The sequence below is a fragment of the Pelagimonas phthalicica genome (genome assembly GCF_004364805.1).
In the GTDB taxonomy this organism is placed as follows: domain Bacteria; phylum Pseudomonadota; class Alphaproteobacteria; order Rhodobacterales; family Rhodobacteraceae; genus Pelagimonas; species Pelagimonas phthalicica.
This window is the reverse complement of record NZ_SOAP01000003.1, coordinates 373,935-391,756: the sequence shown is the minus strand read 5'-3', so window position 1 is coordinate 391,756 and position 17,822 is coordinate 373,935. Positions and strand designations below refer to the sequence as shown.

The window sequence follows — 17,822 nt, the reverse complement described above, 5'->3', positions numbered from 1 at the left end:
TGCTCAGTTTTAGGCATTTGAGCGCAGCACTAGCGGGCTAATGCGAGCGAAAATAACGACGAAATGAGCAATTTTGGCGAAACAGCGGAGCTGCGCGGCCCATTTTGCCTTTGCCTTCGTTGATTTCCCCTGCCGATCAACCAGATCGCTGCGGGAAAATCGCCTTGTCAGCGGCAAAATGGGTCTCGCGCTGATGATCTATGCTGATTGTCCACAGGCCCTAATCGGCCTGCTGCGCCTTGCTTTCGAAAAACGCGTCCAAATGCCGGGTGCCGTGGGGTTTGGCGGTCATGGGCAACCCGATGGCTGAGAGGAAGAACTGCGCAGGGCCAGAGATGTGGCGGGGGGTGACATGTGGGATCACCCTGAGGGCCAGGCGGCGGGTCCAATCGGGGAGATGGGTGATGCGGGGTGATTTGCCAAGGCTGTCAAAGGCGAGCTTGGCCAGATCCTCATGGGTGAACATATCGGGGCCGCCCACATCAAGCCAGGTTTCGCCCGCCTCAATCGCCTGTCGGGTGGCATGAGCAAGATCTGCCCCATGGATCGGGTTGATCCGCAATTGACCAGAGCCAAACAGCCAGACCCGCCCCTGCCGCGCCATGTCAAAGAAATCGGACATGTCCGAGAAATAACCGGTGGGGGCGATGACCGTATGGGATATCGGAGCGGTTTGCAGCTTGCGGACAAAGGCGCTTTTGGCGGCGACAAGGGGGACGTGGCTCATCCGGTCAGCATGAAGCACATGGGCATAGGCGAAATGTGCGACGCCGCTGGCCACGGCCTCGTCCAGCAGGTTGAGATTGGCCTGGTAATCCACATCCCAATAGCTCAGCCCATCGGCCTGGCGGGTGATGCCCAGCGCAGAAACAACCAGATCAATACCTTGCATGGTGCCATGCAGGGTTTCGCGCCAAGTGGCCTCGGCCTCGACGATGCGGTCGGCGGGGAGATCGGTGACTTTGCTTTTGGAGCGGACAAGCGCGGTGACATGCCAGCCATTGGCGTGAAATTCCGCGCAGAGATGGCGGCCGAGATAGCCGGTGGCCCCGGCAATAAAGACATGTTTCATCGCACATAGCCCTCGCTGGCGCGGTCGCTGGGCACGACCTGATTGAACAAAGTGGTAAAGCCTGCGGCGGCCAGACGCGCCGCAGGACGGGTGTCATCCAGAGCATCGCGCCCCGCCACAGAGGCGTTGAGCGGCAGAGACACAGCTCCGGTCAGCAAATCATGCAGGGCCTGGAAACGGCAGGCGCGGATGCTCAGGATGTTAGCCATTTTGCGCCCCCTTATCCAACAACGTTATGGCCGCGGCCACGCATGCAGTTGATCAGGATCGACTGCTTTTTCTCGCGCGCGTCGCCGACACCTGTCAGGCCACCAGCCAGAGCGCCAGCAATGGCCCCGCCTGTGGCGTCGCCCTCGTCATCCGCGCTGCCCAGCGCCGCGCCGATCCCGGCCCCGATGGCGGCTTTGCCCATGGTCCGGCGGTTGAGCTGGGTCTGGTTCTTGGCCAGGGCGCGGCAGGAGGCGAGATCGCTTTGATAGGCGGCGTCTTTGGGGCCGTCCAGAATGGGTTGGTAATTCGCGCCGCTATTGGAGCAGGCCGCAATTGCGACAACAAGCGGGAGTGTGATCAGAGCTTTCATATGAGTCCTCGTTGACTGTAAAGCGCCGCGTTTGGGGGCGGCGGTGTTGCTGTGACGCCGAGATAGTCAACGAGGGGGATGGAGATCGTCCGAACCGGCTGGGACGGGCGTACGGACAAGCTGGCCCGTACGGATTTGGGAAATTCCTTATATTTTACTGACAGTTACAGAATGGGGTCGCTGATCATTTTCGCGCATGTTTTGCCCGCCATTGCGAGGGCGTCTGCTCGGTCACCTTTTTGAAACTGGTGTTGAAGGTAGATTTCGAGTTGAACCCCACCGTCTCGGAGATCTCCAGAATCGTGTGGCTGGTGGTGGCCAGCAACTCGCAAGCGTCGCGGATGCGGCATTGGTTCACGTAGTCGTAAAAGGACATGCCAAGCTTGGTGTTCAGCACCTCGGACAGGTGGATCGAAGGGATTGAGATTTCAGAGGCCAGCGCGCGCAGGCTAAGCGCGTGATTGCGCCAGAGCTGGCCGACCTCCATGCGTTGGGTCAAACGATCAGCGTAGCGGTTCAGATCTTCGGGTGTCAGGCCAGAACGGGCATAGCGATCAGGTTTTGGCGAGGGCGGCGCAGGTGTGGCTGTCTCGATCACCGGCGGCTCCAGCACGGCGCTGGTCCAACCCGGCAAGGGCGGCACAGCGCGCAGAGCAAAGAGGCCAAAGGAAAAGACCAGCACCAGATCGTACAGGAATTCGGTGGGGCCAAAGCGGATCTCGGGATAGTTCAAAAGGTCAAGCACCTCGTCCACGATCACGATCAGCGACAGGATCAGGATGGTGGCAACCAGCGCGTCGAGCCAGGCCAGCGTCTTGCCCGTCAGATCGGAAAACACGTCGCGAATGTTGCGTTTGTGCTGGATGAGCTTGCGCGCGCAGAGGGTGCCGTAGATCAGGACGGTCACCACCCATAGTGTCCAGAATGCATCATCCCCCAGTTGGATCAGGTCAAGGTGGTCTTGAGTGAGGCCATGCGCCTCGGGGTCGCGGCGGATCTCTCCGGGCAAGAGCAGCGCAGGTGACAGGCAGAGGAAGGACAGGGCAATCGGGATGAGATGCAGCCAGTCGCGCCGGATCAGCTTTGGCGCGGCGCTGGTGAGGCCACGGACAAAGAAATAGAGCGCGATCATGAAGCAGGGCAGAAAGATTTCGTGCCATTGGAACAGCCATTCCGGGCCCCAGATGAAGGGGTTATAGATCAGCTCGGCCAGGTGGTCGGCGGCGTTGATGGAGAAAAACCCGATCATCGCCCATACGAACATGCGGTGGCTCTTGGTATCGCGCAGCTTGAGCAAGAGGCCAAGCAGCACAAAGATGCAGAGCGCGAAAGAGATCATGGAACCGGAGAACAGCCAGAGGTCGTCAGGCGCGATGGAAATGTCGATCATTTGGAATGTCTTGGGCGCGTGGAAATGGGGGCTTGGGCGTAGTGTATCCGGGTGGAGGGGGGATGCAATGGGGTTGGCAGGTTAGTTAGGCGGGGCGCGGATAATGCGCCTCACTTGTAATCATCCCAAACGAGAGGTTCGCGCCCGATCCCGAGGGTGGGCGCGTCTAACCTTAGCGACTGGGTGGTGGTATTAGATTACAGTGCATCCAATTGAAACGTAGAGACCAATTCGCGCCCGCCGCTTTGCCGAAGGCAAACCTTTGGTTTGACGGGCGGGATCATGCTGGAAGCATGCCTCTGGCATGAGCGCGAACCGGATCGCAAGCGATCCGGGGCGTTATCTCGATGATGAGAATTTCATTTACTGGTGACTAGGCTCATCAGTTAGCGCGGATATTTACACTTCCACGCTCCCACCGGGCCGCCATCTGTGCCAGGCGGGTGCCGAAGTGTCGGGCGGTTTGGGCGTCCTCTGGGCGCAAGGTCTCTCCGCTATCCGTGGCCATGAGGCCAAGCCAGCTGCCATCGGCGTTCAGCCCTTGGCGGTCCGGATAGACCGGCGCGCCAATGGCGGTTTGGCCAACCCAGATCATGCCCATTTGCGCCGCATAGATCGATAGGCGCGAAAGGGCAGAAAGCTTGTCGCCTGACGGGTGGATGGCGCTGACAAACCCGGCGGCCAGCTTGTCCTGCCAGCGCAGGTCTGGCCAAGCGCTTGCTGCCTCTTCGAGAAACAGGGAATAGCGTGCCGGGGTGGAGCCCATATAGGTTGGGCAGCCAAAGGCGATAAGACTGGCGGCGTCCAGGGCCTGCCAATCTGCGGGGGAAAGATCGGTGACATCCATGGTAACGGTACGGGCGCCAGAGGCGTCCACCCCGGCGGCAATTTCCTGCGCCAAGGATTGCACATGACCGGTTTCGGAAAACCAAGGAAGGCAGATGAGCGGTGTATCGGCTTGCGTCATAACGGCAAATTGGGCGATTGTCGCGCCAGTCACAAGAGCGAAAGAGCCCCATGGTCACGGTCAAGGAACAATACGAAGCCTATCCCTACCCCGAACGTGATCCCGCGGATGAGGCCAAACGGCTGATCACCGGCTCGCCCTCGCATCCGATTGAAATGGATCATTATTTATGGGGCGGCCAGCGCGATTGGTCCCAGCCCTTGCGGGTTTTGGTCGCCGGTGGCGGCACCGGGGATGGATTGATCCAGCTCGCGCAGGTATTGAGCCATGCTGGCGCGCCTTATGAGATCACCTATGTGGATCTTTCCAAAGCCTCGCGCGCTGTGGCCGAGGCGCGGGCGAAAGCGCGCGGGTTGAGCGGCATTCGTTTTGAGACCGGCAGTTTGCTGGATGCGCCGGATTACGGTGAATTTGACTATATCGACAGTTGCGGCGTGCTGCATCACCTGCCCGACCCCGAGGCCGGCTTTGCCGCCTTGCGCGCTGCCTTGGCACCGGGGGGCGGCTTTGGCTTTATGGTCTATGCGCCCTATGGGCGCTCTGGCGTGTACCCGTTGCAGGGCGGGTTTGGCGCGCTGTTTGAGGGGATGGCCCCGCAAGAGCGGCTGAAGGCGGCGCAAAAGATTGTCGAAGGGTTGCCCGAGGGCCACCCGTTCAAGAGCAATCCGAATTTGAACGATCACAAAGCCTCGGATGCCGGGTTTTATGATCTGTTGTTGCATGGGCAGGATCGGTCTTATTCGGTGGCGGAGCTGTTGGAGACATTCGAGAAAACCGGCTGGCAGTTACAAAGCTTTGTCACCCCGGCGCTTTATGATCTGGAGCGGATTTGCAAACGCCCCGAGGGCATGAGCGACGGCGCGGCCATGGCGGTGGCAGAGCAGTTGACCGGCACCATCCGGCTGCATGTGGGCTATGCGGTGCCTGCGGGTGAGGATCGCAAACCCGCCAAGGGCAGCAATCGCAAACTGGTGCCACATCTGAGCGGTGTTCAGGCCGGGGCGCTGGCCAAGGCGGTGGCGCAGGGCAAACCGATCCCGGTTGGGTCAGATGGGGTGCGCAGCACGTTCACATTGCCCAAGGCAGCGGCGGGATTGATCGCGGGGATTGATGGGCGACGCTCGCTGGAACAGATCGCGGCGGGTGCGCGCATGGATGCGCTGGCATTTGGCATGGCCTGGGCCCCGGTGGAAAAGGCGCTTTGTGGCTGGGGCTTGTTGAAATATTCTGGCTTGGGGAACCTTGGGAAGAACCCCTAATAAGCTGAGGGAGGTCACCCATGTGTGGACGCTTTGCCACCACCCTGCCCAATGAGGCCATGGCGCAGTTGTTTGACGCCAGCCCGGCCAATGACCTGCCCGAGGTGCCCAATTTCAACACCTGCCCGACCACCCAGATCCATGTGATCGAACCCGGTGAAGATCGGCGCAAGCTGCGCGCCATGCGCTGGGGATTCATCCCGCATTGGTATGACAAGCCAAGCGGCGGGCCGCTGCTGATCAACGCGCGCGCCGAAACCATCGCCGAAAAACCCGCCTTTCGCGAGGCCTGTCGCCAGAGGCGATGTTTGATCCCCTGTAGCGGGTTTTATGAATGGAGCAAGGATGAGGCCGGCAACCGCCTGCCCTGGTATATTACCCGTAAGGATGGCGCGCAGATGGTCTTTGCCGGGATCTGGCAGGATTGGGGGCCCGAGGAGGCGCGGCTGCGAACCTGCGCCATGGTGACGGTGGCGGCAAATGCGGTGATGTCCAGGATTCATCACCGGATGCCAGTGATCCTGGAGCCGCAGCATTGGGGCAAATGGCTGGGCGAAGAGGGGCATGGTGCGGCAACGCTCATGCAACCCGCTGAGGAGGATGTCATCACCTTTCACAGGGTCCGCACAGAGGTGAATTCCAACCGGGCCAGCGGGCCGCAGTTGATCGAAGAAATTCCACCTGATGCGTGTTGACGCCGCCCGCGCTCTGGCCTAAACCCTGTCTTCGCTGCGGGTATGGTGAAATGGTATCATAAGAGCCTTCCAAGCTTAAGGTGCGGGTTCGATTCCCGCTACCCGCTCCAAACTCCCCTACAGATCTGGTGGGCCGCGCAGGCGATTGCCTCTGGGTGCGCGCGTGATATCTGGCGCGTGTATGCGGCGCGCGGGTCCAAATTTCATCGATGAAATTTGCAAATTCCGTCAACGGAATTTGGAGGCGAGTTGCGCGAGGCCAACGCTCGCCATGAGCGAAAGGACAAGCCTGAGGCCCACAGAGCGCCCTGCAATTGCCCGCCCGCGTCATCTCAGCGCTTGACCCGGGGGCCAGAGATGGCAAAACCCCCTGACAGCTATTTGCAAAGGACGCATACATGGCCCGTGGCACGACGATGACCTCAGCCGAGGCAGACCGCGAGAAATCCAAGAAATTGGGATCGCTGGGCGCGCTGTGGCCTTTCATGCGCCCCTATCGTGGCCAGATGATTGCCGCCCTGCTGGCTTTGATCACCACCGCCACGTTGTCGCTGATCCTGCCGATGGCGGTGCGCCGGGTGGTGGATAATTTCAGCGTCGAGGATGGCGCTCTGTTGGATCGCTATTTTGGCGCGGCTTTGGCGATTGCCGCCGCGCTGGCCGTGGGCACGGCTTTGCGTTACGCGCTGGTCACCCGCTTTGGTGAACGTGTTGTCGCCGATATTCGCAAGGCAGTGTTTGATCGGGTCATCGGCCTGTCCCCGGCCTTTTTCGAGAAAACCATGACTGGCGAAGTGCTGAGCCGGATCACCACGGACACCACGTTGATCCTGTCGGTGATTGGCTCGTCGGTTTCGGTAGCGCTGCGCAATGTGCTGATGTTCAGCGGCGGGTTGGTGCTGATGCTCTTTACCTCGCCGAAACTGACTGGGTTGGTGCTGCTGATTGTGCCTGCCGTGGTTGTGCCCATTCTGGTGCTTGGCCGTCGTTTGCGTCAGCTGAGCCGCGAGAACCAGGATTGGATCGCTGAAAGCTCGGGCAATGCTTCTGAGGCCTTGAGTGCGGTGCAGACCGTGCAGGCCTTTACCCACGAAACCCTGTCGCGCAGCCGCTTTGGCGATGTGACGGAAAAGAGTTTTGACTCGGCCCAGAAACGCATCTGGACCCGCGCGCTGATGACTGCCATCGTGATCTTTCTGGTCTTTACCGGCGTGGTCGGTGTGCTGTGGATCGGGGCCTGGGATGTCCGCGCAGGCGGGATGAGCGCCGGCACGCTGGTGCAATTTGTCATCCTGTCGGTGCTGGTGGCCGGGGCGGTTGGGTCTCTGTCCGAAGTGTTCGGAGAGCTGCAACGCGCCGCTGGGGCGACCGAGCGTCTGGTCGAGCTGTTGCAGGCCGAGGACAGCGTGCAAGACCCTGATGCGCCCGCATCCCTGCCCAGTCCGGTGCGCGGGGCGATCCGCTTTGACAAGGTCAGTTTCTCCTACCCGTCGCGCCCCGATCTGGCGACTTTGGACGATATCGAGCTGAGCATTGAGCCCGGTGAAACCGTGGCGCTGGTTGGTCCCTCGGGCGCTGGCAAAACCACGATGATCCAGATGATCCAGCGCTTTTACGATCCGGTATCCGGGGTGGTGACGCTGGATGATGTGGCTTTGCGCGACCTCAACCGCCATGATTTCCGCAGCCATATCGCACTGGTCCCGCAAGAGCCGATGATCTTTGCCACGAGCGCGCGGGAAAACATCCGCTTTGGCCGCCCCGGAGCGAGCGATGCCGAGGTCGAGGCCGCCGCCAAGGCCGCCGCCGCGCATGACTTCCTAACCAAATTGGCGGACGGTTATGACACCTGGCTGGGTGAGCGCGGCGTGATGCTGTCGGGTGGCCAAAAACAACGGGTCGCCATTGCCCGCGCCATCCTGCGCGACGCGCCGTTGCTGCTGCTGGACGAGGCCACCTCGGCGCTGGACGCTGAAAGTGAGCGCGCCGTGCAAGAAGCGGTGGACACTTTGTCAGCCGATCGCACCACGGTGATCGTGGCGCACCGTTTGGCGACGGTGAAAAAGGCGGATCGTATTGTGGTGATGGATCAGGGCCGCATCGTGGCCCAAGGCACGCACGATGCGCTGGTGGCCAAAGGCGGGCTTTATGCGCGTCTGGCCAAAATGCAGTTTACCGACGGGTAAAGCGCTGGCCTACGGGATGGTGGGCGGGGCGATGCTCTGCAAGAGCGAGCGGCGTCCCATCATCTCCCTTAGGAGGAAACCCCAAGAGGGATTTGCGCGTGCCGCGAGCGGGTTGGGGGCGCTGCCCCCGTCCGCAAAGCGGCCTCCCCCGGAGTATTTTCGCCAAGAAGAAACTCAGGCACTCTGCATGTCGAGGAAAAAGCGCTCCGGATAAGCGCCTGGCCAATACAAAAAAGGCGGATCGCCTTGTGGCGCAAGGCACGCATGGCGCGCTGGTGGCCGAAGGGATGTTTTATGCACGTCTGGCCAATATGTAATTCACGGCCGGGTCTGTCGACGGGTAAAACCTTCGGCTTGCCCGACGGATTTGCACTCTGCTCCAGGCCTCCTTGCGAGACAATCGAGACAAGGCTGGACGCTGGCAGGTGGTTGCCGGGTCATACGCCAGGTCCCGGATAGCCGCACCTACGGCAAGGCGTTGGCCCAGCGGCAACAGGCTGAGCGCGTAGCGACCGGGGAAAAAGCTTTCAACCGGGAGCCCTTCGGCCAGTAAAATATCGTGCTGATCGCACAGGATGCTGTGATAGGTCACCGAACGCGCGCCGCGCATCTGACGAAACCCCGGCAGAGGGGTCAGATGTTTGGCCGCCACCAAAGCCGCTGGTGATTGCGTCGTCGCGGGTAACATGACCCCATGTTGCGGCGACAGGACCAGACGGTTTTGCGGAAACCCGCGCCCCATGGCGCCTGGTTTGATCTCGATTGGTTTTTGCGACAGGTCCCCATCTGAAAAGACCAAATGCCGGCTGGCCCGCCAGATGACCTGACGCTCGGTGCCGGACGCAGTGGTCACCCGGTCCCCGACCTTCACCTCTTCGACTGGGAGCGGTCCGTTTGGGGTCGCAATCCGCGTGCCGCTGGCAAAACAAGGAAAAGCCTGAAGGTTGGTGTGGAATAACCCGGTATAATTGGTGTCCACGGTCGTGACGGTAACGGATTCAATATACGCGCTGGACCCGCTGGTGATATCCGTTCCGGCAAAATTCGAATTGGTCAGAAACAGGTTGCCGTTGGAATCCTGGAACATCACCGCATTGGTAAAATTCGCGGTGTCGCCATTGGTGTAGGTCACGGTCAAGGACACCACAGCCAGGGAATCCACCGTTGTGATGACCGGAAAGCCGCCTGCGGAATGGCTGATCGTATCCAAGGTGGCCGTATTGTCGGTCGCCACCTCACCGGTTGAATCCCAATCGTCGAAATCGATGTCCACCACGTGATCATGAAGCGGGTCCCCGGACGAGCCAAAGGAATTCAGATAGACACCGGTATTTTCGACCGGAAAGGTCAGCTCATCCGTGTCCGCATCGGCGTAAGTGCCTAAATAGATCGCCTGATGTGTTGAAATTGGCAAATGAGCCTCCGCATCGAAACGCGGCAAAGCTAGCAAGCCTTGGTAAAGTCTTTCTTAGGGTCAGGACCCAGCCTAAGAACCCTTGTCCAGTGTTCGACCTTGGCAAAGAAAAACCCCTCCCCCGGGCAAAGCGGGAGAGGGGGGCATCAGTGGCGCGTGCCCTGATTATTTGGCTGTGATGCGGCCATCCAGCATGATTTTGACCGGGCCCATTTTGGCCATGTATTCGGCGGTCACATCCGCCAGATCCGGGCCATAATCATAAGCGTTGTCAGCGTCGCGGAACATTTTGTAACCGTCGCCGCCATTGCGCACATAGTTGTTGGACACAACGCCATAGGTCGCGGCCAGATCAATTGGCGCGCCGCCAACCATCACGTCGGAGACCCGCTCACCCGCTGGTTTGGAGGCGTCAAACGCATAGGTCATGCCCGCAACCTGTGGGAAACGACCTGCGCCATCTTCCAGCTTGGAGACACCGTTTTCCAGCGCTGCCACGATGGTTTCACCGGTGACCTCAAAGGTCGACAGGGTGTTCTGGAAAGGCAGAACCGAGAGCACTTCGCCCATGGTGACTTCGCCCGCATCGATAGAGGAGCGCAGGCCGCCACCGTTCTGAATGGCGATCTGGATGCCTTGATCCTTGACCCGGTCCAGCATGGCATCTGCCACCAGGTTGCCCATGGCGCATTCTACCGCACGGCAGGAACCACGCTCGCCATCAATGGCTTCGGCGGTTTCGGCCACAACGCGGTTTTTCATTTCCTCAATCGGGCCAGCCAGTTCGGCCACGCGGGCGACGATGGCTTCGTCTTCGGCCACAGAGGCATCCAGAACGATGGTGTCGCCGGTTGCGGCGGTCACATTGCCCGCATCATCAAAGGTCAGCGTCAGGTGGCCGACATATTTGGAATAGGCATAGGCCTGCACCACGGGCACGTCACCAACCATGGTTGGATAGGCCATTGCGCCCTCTTCGGTGTTGGAGAATTTGGTGTGCGAGTGACCGCCCACAACCGCATCAACACCGGCGACTTTCTCGGCGATTTCCATGTCTTTCTTTACGCCAACATGGTTCAGCGCGATGATTTTGGTCACGCCGTCTGCCTCAAGCGCGGCCACATCGGCCTGCAGGCTTTCGATTTCGTCCTGGAAGATCACCGCTTCGCCGGGGCTGGAGGTCTCGGAGGTGTCAACCGCCAGGGCAGAGATGACCGCGACCTTTTCGCCGCCAACCTCAAGCACCACGTGATTGTCGACTTTACCCGCCAAAATATTGGATTGGGTCACGTCGATATTGCCCGAGATCACCGGGAAGGAAACGCCATCCACCAGCTTGAGCAGGCCTTCGGGGCCATCGTCAAATTCGTGGTTGCCCACGGCCATGACGTCAAAGCCGATCTTTTCCATCATCTCGATTTCCACGTCACCCTTGTAGGTGGTGTACATCAGAGAGCCCTGATACTGGTCGCCCGCATCCAGAACCAGCACGTTTTCGTCTTTCAGCTGCTCGCGCAATTCGGCGATCTTGGTCGCGACGCGCGCATAGCCGCCAAAGCACTTACCCTCGGCATTATCCTCGGCCTTGCAGGTCGAATCGTATTTGTTGATCGGCTCAATACGGCTGTGCAGATCGTTGATGTGCACAATATGCAATGTGTAGTCAGCAGCAGCAGAGCTGGCACAAAGCGCAGCCGCAGCGACCGTGGACAGAAAACGAACAGACATGATATTCCCCTGTGTCGGTTATTATATCGTGTGATGCTGCACCTGTTCTAAGGGCGAGTCAAAGCCGAAAAACATGACGCAGCGGACCCTTGCCCAATAGGCGTGATTTGTATCGGTTTCATGTCGCGCCGCTGCCTGACAAAGTGGCAGGCCCGCTTGCGGCGCTGCTGCAATTAGGGCCTGTGGAGGAAATACCGCTTGACCCTGACACTAGTGTCATAGCGCTACCCCTGCCCCCTGACAGCATTTTGCAACACAGGAGACGCAGCGAGATGACAGGTACCAACACGTGGCAGGACAAGGTGGCGATTGTGACTGGGGGCAGTTCTGGCATAGGCAAAGCCGTGGCGCTGGAACTCGTACGGCAGGGTGCCAAGGTGGTGATCACCGGGCGGAATATGGATCGGTTGGCAGAGGTGGCGGGCAACAGCGCAGCAATTGAGGCTGTGCAGGCGGATGCCGCTGATCCGGCAACTGGCGCGGTCCTTGTTGCGCGCGCCTTGGCCCGGTGGGGACGGATTGACCTGATCGTCAACAATGCCGGGGCTGGTCAACCGATGCCCCTGCCCGCTTATGACGCAGAGGTGATCAGCCAGATGGGTGCCGTGAACATCACCGCGCCATCCATGCTGGTGAAGGCCGGGGCGGAGGCCTTGAAAGCGAGCAAGGGGGCGATTGTGAATATTGGCACCGCGGTATCGCGCAAGGACGCGCCGATGATGGCGCATTATGCGGCGAGCAAAGCGGCGCTGGAACACCTGACCCGCGCCTGGGCTCTTGAATTTGCCGGGGATGGCGTGCGGGTGAACGCCATTGCGCCGGGGCCGGTCCAGACCGGGGCTTTGACCGGGATGATGGGGCTGCCCGCCGAGATGGCGGCGCAGATTGAGGCGCAGGAGGCAAAGCAAATCCCTCTGGGGCGGCGCGGGGTGACCGAGGACATCGTGCCTTGGGTGCTGCGCCTGGGCAGTGCCGAGAATGCCTGGCTGACCGGGCAGATCTTGACGGTGGATGGGGGCTGGACGCTGCGGGAGTAATCTCGTCCTTGTTGCTTTTGCGCAGACGAGAAGAGTCGTTCCCGGATTGCCTGCAATCCGGTTCGCGCCCGACCCCGCCCCCCCAGGGCGGGCGCGAATTTTGAAACATCGCAATCCTCTGCAAAGCGGCGAGGATGCAAGCGGAAACCATGCCAGTTAGGCCCACCCTCGGGGTCGGGCGCGAACCTCTGTTGCTCGTTCTTCTGTAAGTCACGTTGCCTTGGTTTTTGTACAAAAGACCCTAGCTCAATCTTCACCACCACAAAGAGGCCGCCAAATGACCCCCAAAGACGCCGCCCTCCATCTTGGCATCAGCCAGCGCATGCTGCGCCATTATGAAAGCGCCGGGTTGATGGCGGTCGGCCGGACCCTGAACGGCTATCGCCAGTACAGCCCATCGGATCTGCGCCGCGCCGCGCGGATCCGCGACTTTATCGCCACCGGGTTTTCGACGCGCGAGATCTATGCCATGCGGGCGTGTCTGAGCGATGACGGTTCAGGCCCTTGCGAGGGTGGCATCGCCAAGATGACCGAAAAGCTGGAGAGCATTGATCGGCTCATGGCCGAACTACAAGAGCGTCGCGCAGCCGTTCTGGATCGGCTTCAGCTGCTAGAGACGCAATTGGACAGTGAATCCCCCCGGTCAGAGCCGCAACCCGCTTGACCCCACAGCAGCGGCGCCGCATCACGGCCCCATGCTGATCTACAAAATTCTCCGGGCCCCGGAATGGGCCGATTTGCAGGCGCAGGGCGAAACCGCTGGCGCGCCTATTGATGTCGCTGACGGGTTTGTGCATTTCTCGACCGCCGCCCAGGCCCGCGAAACCGCCGCCAAGCATTTTGCCGGGATCGACGGGTTGTTGCTGGCCGCTTTGGATGCCGATGCCCTGGGTGAGGCGCTGAAATGGGAGGTCTCGCGCGGCGGTGACAAATTCCCCCATCTTTATGCGCCTTTGCGCCTGGCCGACATCCTCTGGACCCGCGACCTGCCGCTGGGCCCGGACGGGCACCAATTCCCGGAGGAAATGGTGTGAGCCATATCGACCCGACCCGCGCCCAGTTTGACCTGTTCAAAGGGCTGAACCGCGATGAGCCTTGCGAGATGCTGAACCTCGTCAAGCTGCGCGATCAGGCTGCCTATCCCGAGGGCCACGCCCTGCACGGGCAAGGGCTGAGCGGGGCTGAGGCCTATGCCCGCTATGGCGCCGAAAGCGGCCCGGTTCTGGCCCGGGTTGGTGGCACCATCCTGTGGCGCGGCGCGTTTCGCTGCACCTTGATCGGGCCTGAGGGCGAGGATTGGGATCATGTGTTTATCGCGCGCTACCCTTCGGCCCATGCCTTTATGGCCATGGTCAAAGACCCGGATTACGCCAAGGCGGTGATCCACCGTCAGGCGGGCGTCGCAACCTCGCGCCTGATCCGCAATGCCCCAACTGAGACCGGAGATGTGTTCGGATGAAAGCCCTCGAAACGCTTGGCATGAGCCTGCTGCGCAAACTTGATCCTGAAACCTCGCATGGCGTTGCGCTCAAGGCGCTCAAGGCGGGCCTTGCCCCTTTGCCGGGGCTGGTGACCTCGGATCGGTTGCGCTGCTCGGTCGCCGGGCTGAACATGACCAATCCCGTAGGCATCGCCGCCGGATTTGACAAAAACGCCGAGGCGCTGCACCCGCTCAGCCGGGCCGGGTTTGGCTTTGTCGAGGTGGGGGCGATCACGCCGCGCGCCCAGCCGGGCAACCCGAAACCGCGCCTGTTCCGCCTGTCTGAGGACCGCGCGGCCATCAACCGGTTTGGCTTTAACAATGAGGGTATGGAAGCCGCCGCGACCCGGCTGGCCAAACGCCCGCGCGATATGGTTCTGGGTCTGAACCTGGGTGCCAACAAGGATAGCAGCGACCGCGCCGAAGATTTTGCCAAAGTGCTGCGCCATTGCGGCGCGCATCTGGATTTTGCCACGGTGAATGTCAGCTCACCCAACACCGAAAAGCTGCGCGATTTGCAGGGCAAGGACGCGCTGGCGGCTTTGCTTGGCGGGGTGATGGAGGCGCGCGGCGATCTGGCCACGCCCATTCCGGTCTTTTTGAAAATCGCCCCGGATCTGGACGAACAGGGGCTGAAAGATGTGGCCGAAGTCGCGCTGAGCTCGGGTGTGTCTGGAGTCATCGCCACCAACACCACCCTGTCGCGCGAGGGGCTGACATCGCAGCACAAGGGCGAGTCTGGCGGTCTGTCCGGTGCGCCCCTGTTTGAAAAGTCCACCCGCGTTTTGGCGCAGCTTTCCCTGCTGACCGAAGGCAAACTGCCCCTGATTGGGGTGGGCGGCATCGGCTCGGCCCAACAGGCCTATGACAAGATCCGCGCCGGGGCCTCGGCGGTGCAGCTATATACGGCGCTGGTCTATGGCGGGCTGACGCTGGGGGCTGAGATCGCGCGCGGGCTGGATCAGCTTTTGGCCCGCGACGGGTTTGTAAATGTCGCCGAGGCTGTCGGCACCAAAAGAGAGGACTGGCTATGATCCTGTGGCACAATCCACGTTGTTCAAAATCGCGCCAAACCCTGACGCTGCTTGAAGAAAACGGCCATGCGCCCGAGATCCGCAAATATCTAGAGGATGTGCCCACAGTCGCGGAACTGCGCGCTGCCGCTGACATGCTGGGCCTGCCGGTGATCGCGATGATGCGAGTCAAGGAGGCGGCGTTCAAAGACAAGGGCCTGAGCAAAGACAGCGATGCCGAGACCCTGCTGACCGCCATGGCAGACGCGCCCAAGCTGATCGAACGCCCGATCCTGTTTGCCAATGGCAAAGCTACCATTGGCCGCCCGCCAGAACAGGTGCTGGAGATCCTGTAAGCTTAGGCTCTGTCAACAAGGCCTAGAGTTCGGGAATAGCGCCCGCGCTTTGGGCCGCGCTGACAAACTCCGCGATCAGCCCGGCATTCTTTTGCCCCGGCGCGCTTTCGACGCCCGAGGACACGTCGACCTGGGTCGCCCCGGTCAGTTCCACGGCGCGCGCGACATTGTCAGGCGTTAGCCCGCCCGCCAGCATCCAAGGGCGCGACCAACGCCGCCCAGCAATCAGACGCCAGTCAAAAGCCAAGCCGTTGCCGCCGGGCAGATCGGCCCCTTTGGGCGCTTTGGCATCAACAAGGATCTGGTCACAGACACGCTCATAAGCAGGCAATTGCCCCAGATCCTCGGCAGTGGCGACGCCCACGGCCTTCATCACCGGCAGACCATAGCGGCTGCGGATCTCGGCGACGCGCTCGGGGCTTTCCTCGCCATGCAGTTGCAATATGTCGATGGCCACGCGGCCGCAGATCTCATCCAGCAGCGCATTATCCGGATTCACGACCAGAGCCACCTTGGCCAAACCAACCGGGGCCAGCACCGCAAGGTCGCGCGCCTGCTCGACACTGACATTGCGCGGTGACTTGGGAAAGAACACAAACCCTGCATAGGCCGCGCCCGCCTTGGCCACAGCTTCCACATCTGCCGGTTTCGACAAACCGCAAATCTTGACCTTCACATCCATGCTGTCGCCCTGTTTCTTCTTGGCACAAATATCCCGGGGGTGAATTGCTTGAAAAGCAAGAGGGGGCAGCGCCCCCTCCCCGGCCCTATAAGGGCATTCTCAACTTTACAAGTGGATCAGCTGGCCTGATCCAAAAGCGCCAGAACCTCGTCCTTGTCCTTGTCGCGCTCGGCCTGAGTCTTTTTCAGCTCACGCTCAAGCTTGCGCACCTGCGCGCCCTTTTGCGCGGCATCAGCGCGGTGCTTGTGCTCACGCAGCCATTCCAGCACTTCACCCAGCAACACGCCAAGGATCAGGCTGCCCAGGACAACGATAAACAGCGGCACCTCAACCGATTGCGACAGCCAGCCAACACCCGGAATGGCCGCCACGGCCTCGGGCAAGGTGTTCAATGTCACCATGTCACGATTGGCCAAAGACACGGTTACAAGAAGCACTGCGAGCGCTGCGTAAAAAGCGTAACGAATATACCGCATGGGTTATTTCCCGTTCAGGCGGTCCCGCAGCAGCTTGCCGGTCTTGAAGAAGGGCACGTGCTTTTCCTCGACCTCGACAGATTCCCCGGTACGGGGGTTGCGGCCGGTGCGTGCATCCCGCTTCTTGACCGAAAACGCTCCGAAGCCCCGCAATTCGACCCGGTCGCCCCGAGCCATGGCATTGGTGATCTCTTCGAAGATCGTATTGACGATCCGTTCCACATCCCGCTGATACAGGTGCGGGTTCTCATCCGCAATCTTCTGGATCAATTCAGACCTGATCATGCTTTCGCATCCCCCCTGCTGTGCTTGTCATTTGCACGTGATTATTGCCCGACTATAGGACGCGAATTGCGTTCCGAAAACTGTTCAATGGGTGAAAAACTCATGTTTTGCAGCTATTTGAGCAGAAATAGCGCCGCAGTCTCGTGAAATAGGCGGTGAATGGCGCAAAAACCGGGCTGTGCAGTCGCAGCATCCCATGCGGCGATTCGTCTGCCCTTTTGTCCCGCTTGCGACAGTTGGGTGGGGCTGATAGAGCGGTGTCACAGATCAAATGGCAGGAGGTTTGATGTCCTGATTGGGCCGGATGCACAGCATCCATGACAGTGTGACCACATGAAACGGCTTTGGGCCGCATGTGTGTTTGCAGCCAATCAAAACTTGATCCAATCAAATCAAGAGACATCAAACAATGATCAAAGACTATCAACCTCTCCGATGACGACGCAATCGTCGACATCTATCGCCGTGCCAGCCAACAGGCGCATGGGTTTGTGTCACCAGCCTTTCTGGAGCAGGAATGTGACAATGTTCGCCAGATTTACCTGCCACAAGCCCAAACACTTGTGGCGCATGAGCAGAACCGGCTTTGCGGTTTTATCGCCCTGTTGGGCCACACTGTGGGCGGGCTTTTTGTCGATCCGGACTGTCAGGGCAAGGGCCTGGGTCAGGCCTTGGTGACAGCAGCTTTGCAGCGCCAACCGGTTTTGGAGTTGGATGTGTTTGAGCACAATCCGCTGGGTCGTCGGTTTTATGAACGGTTCGGCTTTGTCGAACTGAGCCGCCGTCACGACGATTATACGGGTCAGCCGGTGATCAAATTGCGCTATGAAACGCGCGGCTAACCGCCAAAGGGGTCAGGTGCTATTTGCATCTGGCCTCAAACACCGTGAGCCCCTGGGCATTACGCCCCAAGACTTGCAAACCGCCAAAGGGTTTGCCGATCTCGGCACAATTCTTGGCCGCCTCGGACTGCACCTGCCCCGGAGCCCAATCACTGCCAAAAACGCCCAGCATCTTATGGATGCCATCCTCGACCTTGAACTTCATTTTCAACGTGTCAGGGCCGCTGGCAAAGGCCGTGCTGGCGACAATAACAAGGGCGGTTGTACACACGAACCGTTTCATGGCTCCCCCAAATTCTCTTTTTCAATAGGTTCAGCCTAAGGGGCGCGCTTGGGGCGGTGCAACTCAAATATCATGAA

The 17,822-nt window shown here is 60.3% G+C and carries 21 protein-coding genes and 1 tRNA gene; 11 read left to right on the top strand and 11 right to left on the bottom strand.

Annotated elements, in window-relative coordinates:
* Nucleotides 1-220 precede the first annotated feature (220 nt).
* The 5 genes from CLV87_RS20070 to CLV87_RS20050 all read right to left on the bottom strand — a co-directional run bounded on the left by CLV87_RS20070 (nt 221) and on the right by CLV87_RS20050 (nt 4,042).
* A complete protein-coding gene (locus CLV87_RS20070; RefSeq protein ID WP_099249060.1) occupies nt 221-1,072 on the bottom strand; it encodes an SDR family oxidoreductase in 852 nt (283 codons plus the stop codon).
* Nucleotides 1,069-1,281 carry a hypothetical protein gene (locus tag CLV87_RS20065; protein WP_099249058.1) on the bottom strand — a complete coding sequence of 71 codons (213 nt, stop codon included), beginning with the start codon at nt 1,279-1,281 and terminating at the stop codon, nt 1,069-1,071. The genes CLV87_RS20070 and CLV87_RS20065 overlap by 4 nt, the downstream gene beginning before the upstream one ends.
* A gap of 11 nt (nt 1,282-1,292) precedes the next feature.
* Nucleotides 1,293-1,652 (bottom strand): glycine zipper family protein, encoded by a 360-nt coding sequence (locus CLV87_RS20060; protein WP_099249056.1) that lies wholly within the window; start codon nt 1,650-1,652, stop codon nt 1,293-1,295.
* A 184-nt stretch (nt 1,653-1,836) separates the two neighbouring features.
* Nucleotides 1,837-3,042, bottom strand: coding sequence for a helix-turn-helix domain-containing protein (locus CLV87_RS20055; protein WP_099249053.1), 1,206 nt, complete (start codon nt 3,040-3,042; stop codon nt 1,837-1,839).
* Nucleotides 3,043-3,424: 382 nt separating this feature from the next.
* Nucleotides 3,425-4,042: a flavodoxin family protein gene (locus CLV87_RS20050; protein ID WP_235872001.1), complete on the bottom strand. Its 618-nt coding sequence runs from the start codon at nt 4,040-4,042 to the stop codon at nt 3,425-3,427.
* A 17-nt stretch (nt 4,043-4,059) separates the two neighbouring features.
* Here CLV87_RS20050 and CLV87_RS20045 point away from each other — a divergent pair, with 17 nt between their 5' ends.
* The 4 genes from CLV87_RS20045 to CLV87_RS20030 all read left to right on the top strand — a co-directional run bounded on the left by CLV87_RS20045 (nt 4,060) and on the right by CLV87_RS20030 (nt 8,149).
* A complete protein-coding gene (locus CLV87_RS20045) occupies nt 4,060-5,268 on the top strand; it encodes a class I SAM-dependent methyltransferase (protein WP_099249049.1) in 1,209 nt (402 codons plus the stop codon).
* 20 nt (nt 5,269-5,288) lie between these two features.
* On the top strand, nt 5,289-5,963 hold the full coding sequence (locus CLV87_RS20040; protein ID WP_099249047.1) for an SOS response-associated peptidase: 675 nt from the start codon (nt 5,289-5,291) through the stop codon (nt 5,961-5,963).
* Between the two features lie 36 nt (nt 5,964-5,999).
* Nucleotides 6,000-6,073: transfer RNA gene (locus CLV87_RS20035), tRNA-Gly, on the top strand.
* A 288-nt stretch (nt 6,074-6,361) separates the two neighbouring features.
* On the top strand, nt 6,362-8,149 hold the full coding sequence (locus CLV87_RS20030; RefSeq protein WP_099249045.1) for an ABC transporter transmembrane domain-containing protein: 1,788 nt from the start codon (nt 6,362-6,364) through the stop codon (nt 8,147-8,149).
* Between the two features lie 292 nt (nt 8,150-8,441).
* Here CLV87_RS20030 and CLV87_RS20025 read toward each other — a convergent pair whose 3' ends face one another.
* Entirely contained in the window at nt 8,442-9,563 is a 1,122-nt protein-coding gene (locus CLV87_RS20025; RefSeq protein ID WP_133840854.1) for a Hint domain-containing protein, read from the bottom strand.
* A 165-nt stretch (nt 9,564-9,728) separates the two neighbouring features.
* The gene (locus CLV87_RS20020; RefSeq protein WP_099249041.1) at nt 9,729-11,291 is read right to left on the bottom strand and encodes a bifunctional metallophosphatase/5'-nucleotidase; all 1,563 of its coding nucleotides are present in this window, start codon (nt 11,289-11,291) and stop codon (nt 9,729-9,731) included.
* A 272-nt stretch (nt 11,292-11,563) separates the two neighbouring features.
* Between CLV87_RS20020 and CLV87_RS20015 the strand changes: the two genes are divergently transcribed.
* From CLV87_RS20015 to arsC, 6 genes are all read left to right on the top strand, one after another.
* Nucleotides 11,564-12,328: an SDR family NAD(P)-dependent oxidoreductase gene (locus CLV87_RS20015; RefSeq protein ID WP_099249038.1), complete on the top strand. Its 765-nt coding sequence runs from the start codon at nt 11,564-11,566 to the stop codon at nt 12,326-12,328.
* Nucleotides 12,329-12,605: 277 nt separating this feature from the next.
* Nucleotides 12,606-12,992: a MerR family transcriptional regulator gene (locus CLV87_RS20010; RefSeq protein ID WP_099249036.1), complete on the top strand. Its 387-nt coding sequence runs from the start codon at nt 12,606-12,608 to the stop codon at nt 12,990-12,992.
* 31 nt (nt 12,993-13,023) lie between these two features.
* A complete protein-coding gene (locus CLV87_RS20005; protein ID WP_099249034.1) occupies nt 13,024-13,362 on the top strand; it encodes a DUF952 domain-containing protein in 339 nt (112 codons plus the stop codon).
* The gene (locus CLV87_RS20000; protein WP_099249033.1) at nt 13,359-13,787 is read left to right on the top strand and encodes a DUF1330 domain-containing protein; all 429 of its coding nucleotides are present in this window, start codon (nt 13,359-13,361) and stop codon (nt 13,785-13,787) included. Before CLV87_RS20005 ends, CLV87_RS20000 begins: the two co-directional genes overlap by 4 nt.
* The gene (locus CLV87_RS19995; protein WP_099249031.1) at nt 13,784-14,842 is read left to right on the top strand and encodes a quinone-dependent dihydroorotate dehydrogenase; all 1,059 of its coding nucleotides are present in this window, start codon (nt 13,784-13,786) and stop codon (nt 14,840-14,842) included. Before CLV87_RS20000 ends, CLV87_RS19995 begins: the two co-directional genes overlap by 4 nt.
* Complete coding sequence (arsC, locus tag CLV87_RS19990) at nt 14,839-15,177, top strand: arsenate reductase (glutaredoxin) (protein ID WP_099249029.1); 339 nt, start codon at nt 14,839-14,841, stop codon at nt 15,175-15,177. Before CLV87_RS19995 ends, arsC begins: the two co-directional genes overlap by 4 nt.
* A 22-nt stretch (nt 15,178-15,199) precedes the next feature.
* Here the strand turns inward: arsC and CLV87_RS19985 are convergent, their stop codons facing one another.
* The 3 genes from CLV87_RS19985 to ihfB all read right to left on the bottom strand — a co-directional run bounded on the left by CLV87_RS19985 (nt 15,200) and on the right by ihfB (nt 16,620).
* Nucleotides 15,200-15,859: a phosphoribosylanthranilate isomerase gene (locus tag CLV87_RS19985; protein WP_099249027.1), complete on the bottom strand. Its 660-nt coding sequence runs from the start codon at nt 15,857-15,859 to the stop codon at nt 15,200-15,202.
* 116 nt (nt 15,860-15,975) lie between these two features.
* On the bottom strand, nt 15,976-16,335 hold the full coding sequence (locus CLV87_RS19980) for a LapA family protein (RefSeq protein ID WP_099249025.1): 360 nt from the start codon (nt 16,333-16,335) through the stop codon (nt 15,976-15,978).
* 3 nt (nt 16,336-16,338) lie between these two features.
* Nucleotides 16,339-16,620 (bottom strand): integration host factor subunit beta, encoded by a 282-nt coding sequence (gene ihfB, locus CLV87_RS19975; protein WP_097803234.1) that lies wholly within the window; start codon nt 16,618-16,620, stop codon nt 16,339-16,341.
* 491 nt (nt 16,621-17,111) lie between these two features.
* On the opposite strand from ihfB, the gene CLV87_RS19970 reads away from it, so the two are divergent.
* Complete coding sequence (locus tag CLV87_RS19970) at nt 17,112-17,462, top strand: GNAT family N-acetyltransferase (RefSeq protein WP_218012925.1); 351 nt, start codon at nt 17,112-17,114, stop codon at nt 17,460-17,462.
* Nucleotides 17,463-17,481: 19 nt separating this feature from the next.
* Here CLV87_RS19970 and CLV87_RS19965 read toward each other — a convergent pair whose 3' ends face one another.
* Nucleotides 17,482-17,745, bottom strand: coding sequence for a hypothetical protein (locus tag CLV87_RS19965; protein WP_099249020.1), 264 nt, complete (start codon nt 17,743-17,745; stop codon nt 17,482-17,484).
* Between the last annotated feature and the right edge of the window lie 77 nt (nt 17,746-17,822).

What these genes read in the sequence shown, in the direction of transcription:
- CLV87_RS19980 (WP_099249025.1), bottom strand. Translation starts at nt 16,335, where the DNA reads ATGCGGTATATTCGTTACGCTTTTTACGCAGCGCTCGCAGTGCTTCTT.
- CLV87_RS20005 (WP_099249034.1), top strand. Translation starts at nt 13,024, where the DNA reads ATGCTGATCTACAAAATTCTCCGGGCCCCGGAATGGGCCGATTTGCAG.
- CLV87_RS20010 (WP_099249036.1), top strand. Translation starts at nt 12,606, where the DNA reads ATGACCCCCAAAGACGCCGCCCTCCATCTTGGCATCAGCCAGCGCATG.
- CLV87_RS20040 (WP_099249047.1), top strand. Translation starts at nt 5,289, where the DNA reads ATGTGTGGACGCTTTGCCACCACCCTGCCCAATGAGGCCATGGCGCAG.
- CLV87_RS20020 (WP_099249041.1), bottom strand. Translation starts at nt 11,291, where the DNA reads ATGTCTGTTCGTTTTCTGTCCACGGTCGCTGCGGCTGCGCTTTGTGCC.
- CLV87_RS20065 (WP_099249058.1), bottom strand. Translation starts at nt 1,281, where the DNA reads ATGGCTAACATCCTGAGCATCCGCGCCTGCCGTTTCCAGGCCCTGCAT.
- CLV87_RS19995 (WP_099249031.1), top strand. Translation starts at nt 13,784, where the DNA reads ATGAAAGCCCTCGAAACGCTTGGCATGAGCCTGCTGCGCAAACTTGAT.
- ihfB (WP_097803234.1), bottom strand. Translation starts at nt 16,620, where the DNA reads ATGATCAGGTCTGAATTGATCCAGAAGATTGCGGATGAGAACCCGCAC.
- CLV87_RS19965 (WP_099249020.1), bottom strand. Translation starts at nt 17,745, where the DNA reads ATGAAACGGTTCGTGTGTACAACCGCCCTTGTTATTGTCGCCAGCACG.
- CLV87_RS20060 (WP_099249056.1), bottom strand. Translation starts at nt 1,652, where the DNA reads ATGAAAGCTCTGATCACACTCCCGCTTGTTGTCGCAATTGCGGCCTGC.
- arsC (WP_099249029.1), top strand. Translation starts at nt 14,839, where the DNA reads ATGATCCTGTGGCACAATCCACGTTGTTCAAAATCGCGCCAAACCCTG.
- CLV87_RS20070 (WP_099249060.1), bottom strand. Translation starts at nt 1,072, where the DNA reads ATGAAACATGTCTTTATTGCCGGGGCCACCGGCTATCTCGGCCGCCAT.
- CLV87_RS20030 (WP_099249045.1), top strand. Translation starts at nt 6,362, where the DNA reads ATGGCCCGTGGCACGACGATGACCTCAGCCGAGGCAGACCGCGAGAAA.
- CLV87_RS20015 (WP_099249038.1), top strand. Translation starts at nt 11,564, where the DNA reads ATGACAGGTACCAACACGTGGCAGGACAAGGTGGCGATTGTGACTGGG.
- CLV87_RS19985 (WP_099249027.1), bottom strand. Translation starts at nt 15,859, where the DNA reads ATGGATGTGAAGGTCAAGATTTGCGGTTTGTCGAAACCGGCAGATGTG.
- CLV87_RS20045 (WP_099249049.1), top strand. Translation starts at nt 4,060, where the DNA reads ATGGTCACGGTCAAGGAACAATACGAAGCCTATCCCTACCCCGAACGT.
- CLV87_RS20055 (WP_099249053.1), bottom strand. Translation starts at nt 3,042, where the DNA reads ATGATCGACATTTCCATCGCGCCTGACGACCTCTGGCTGTTCTCCGGT.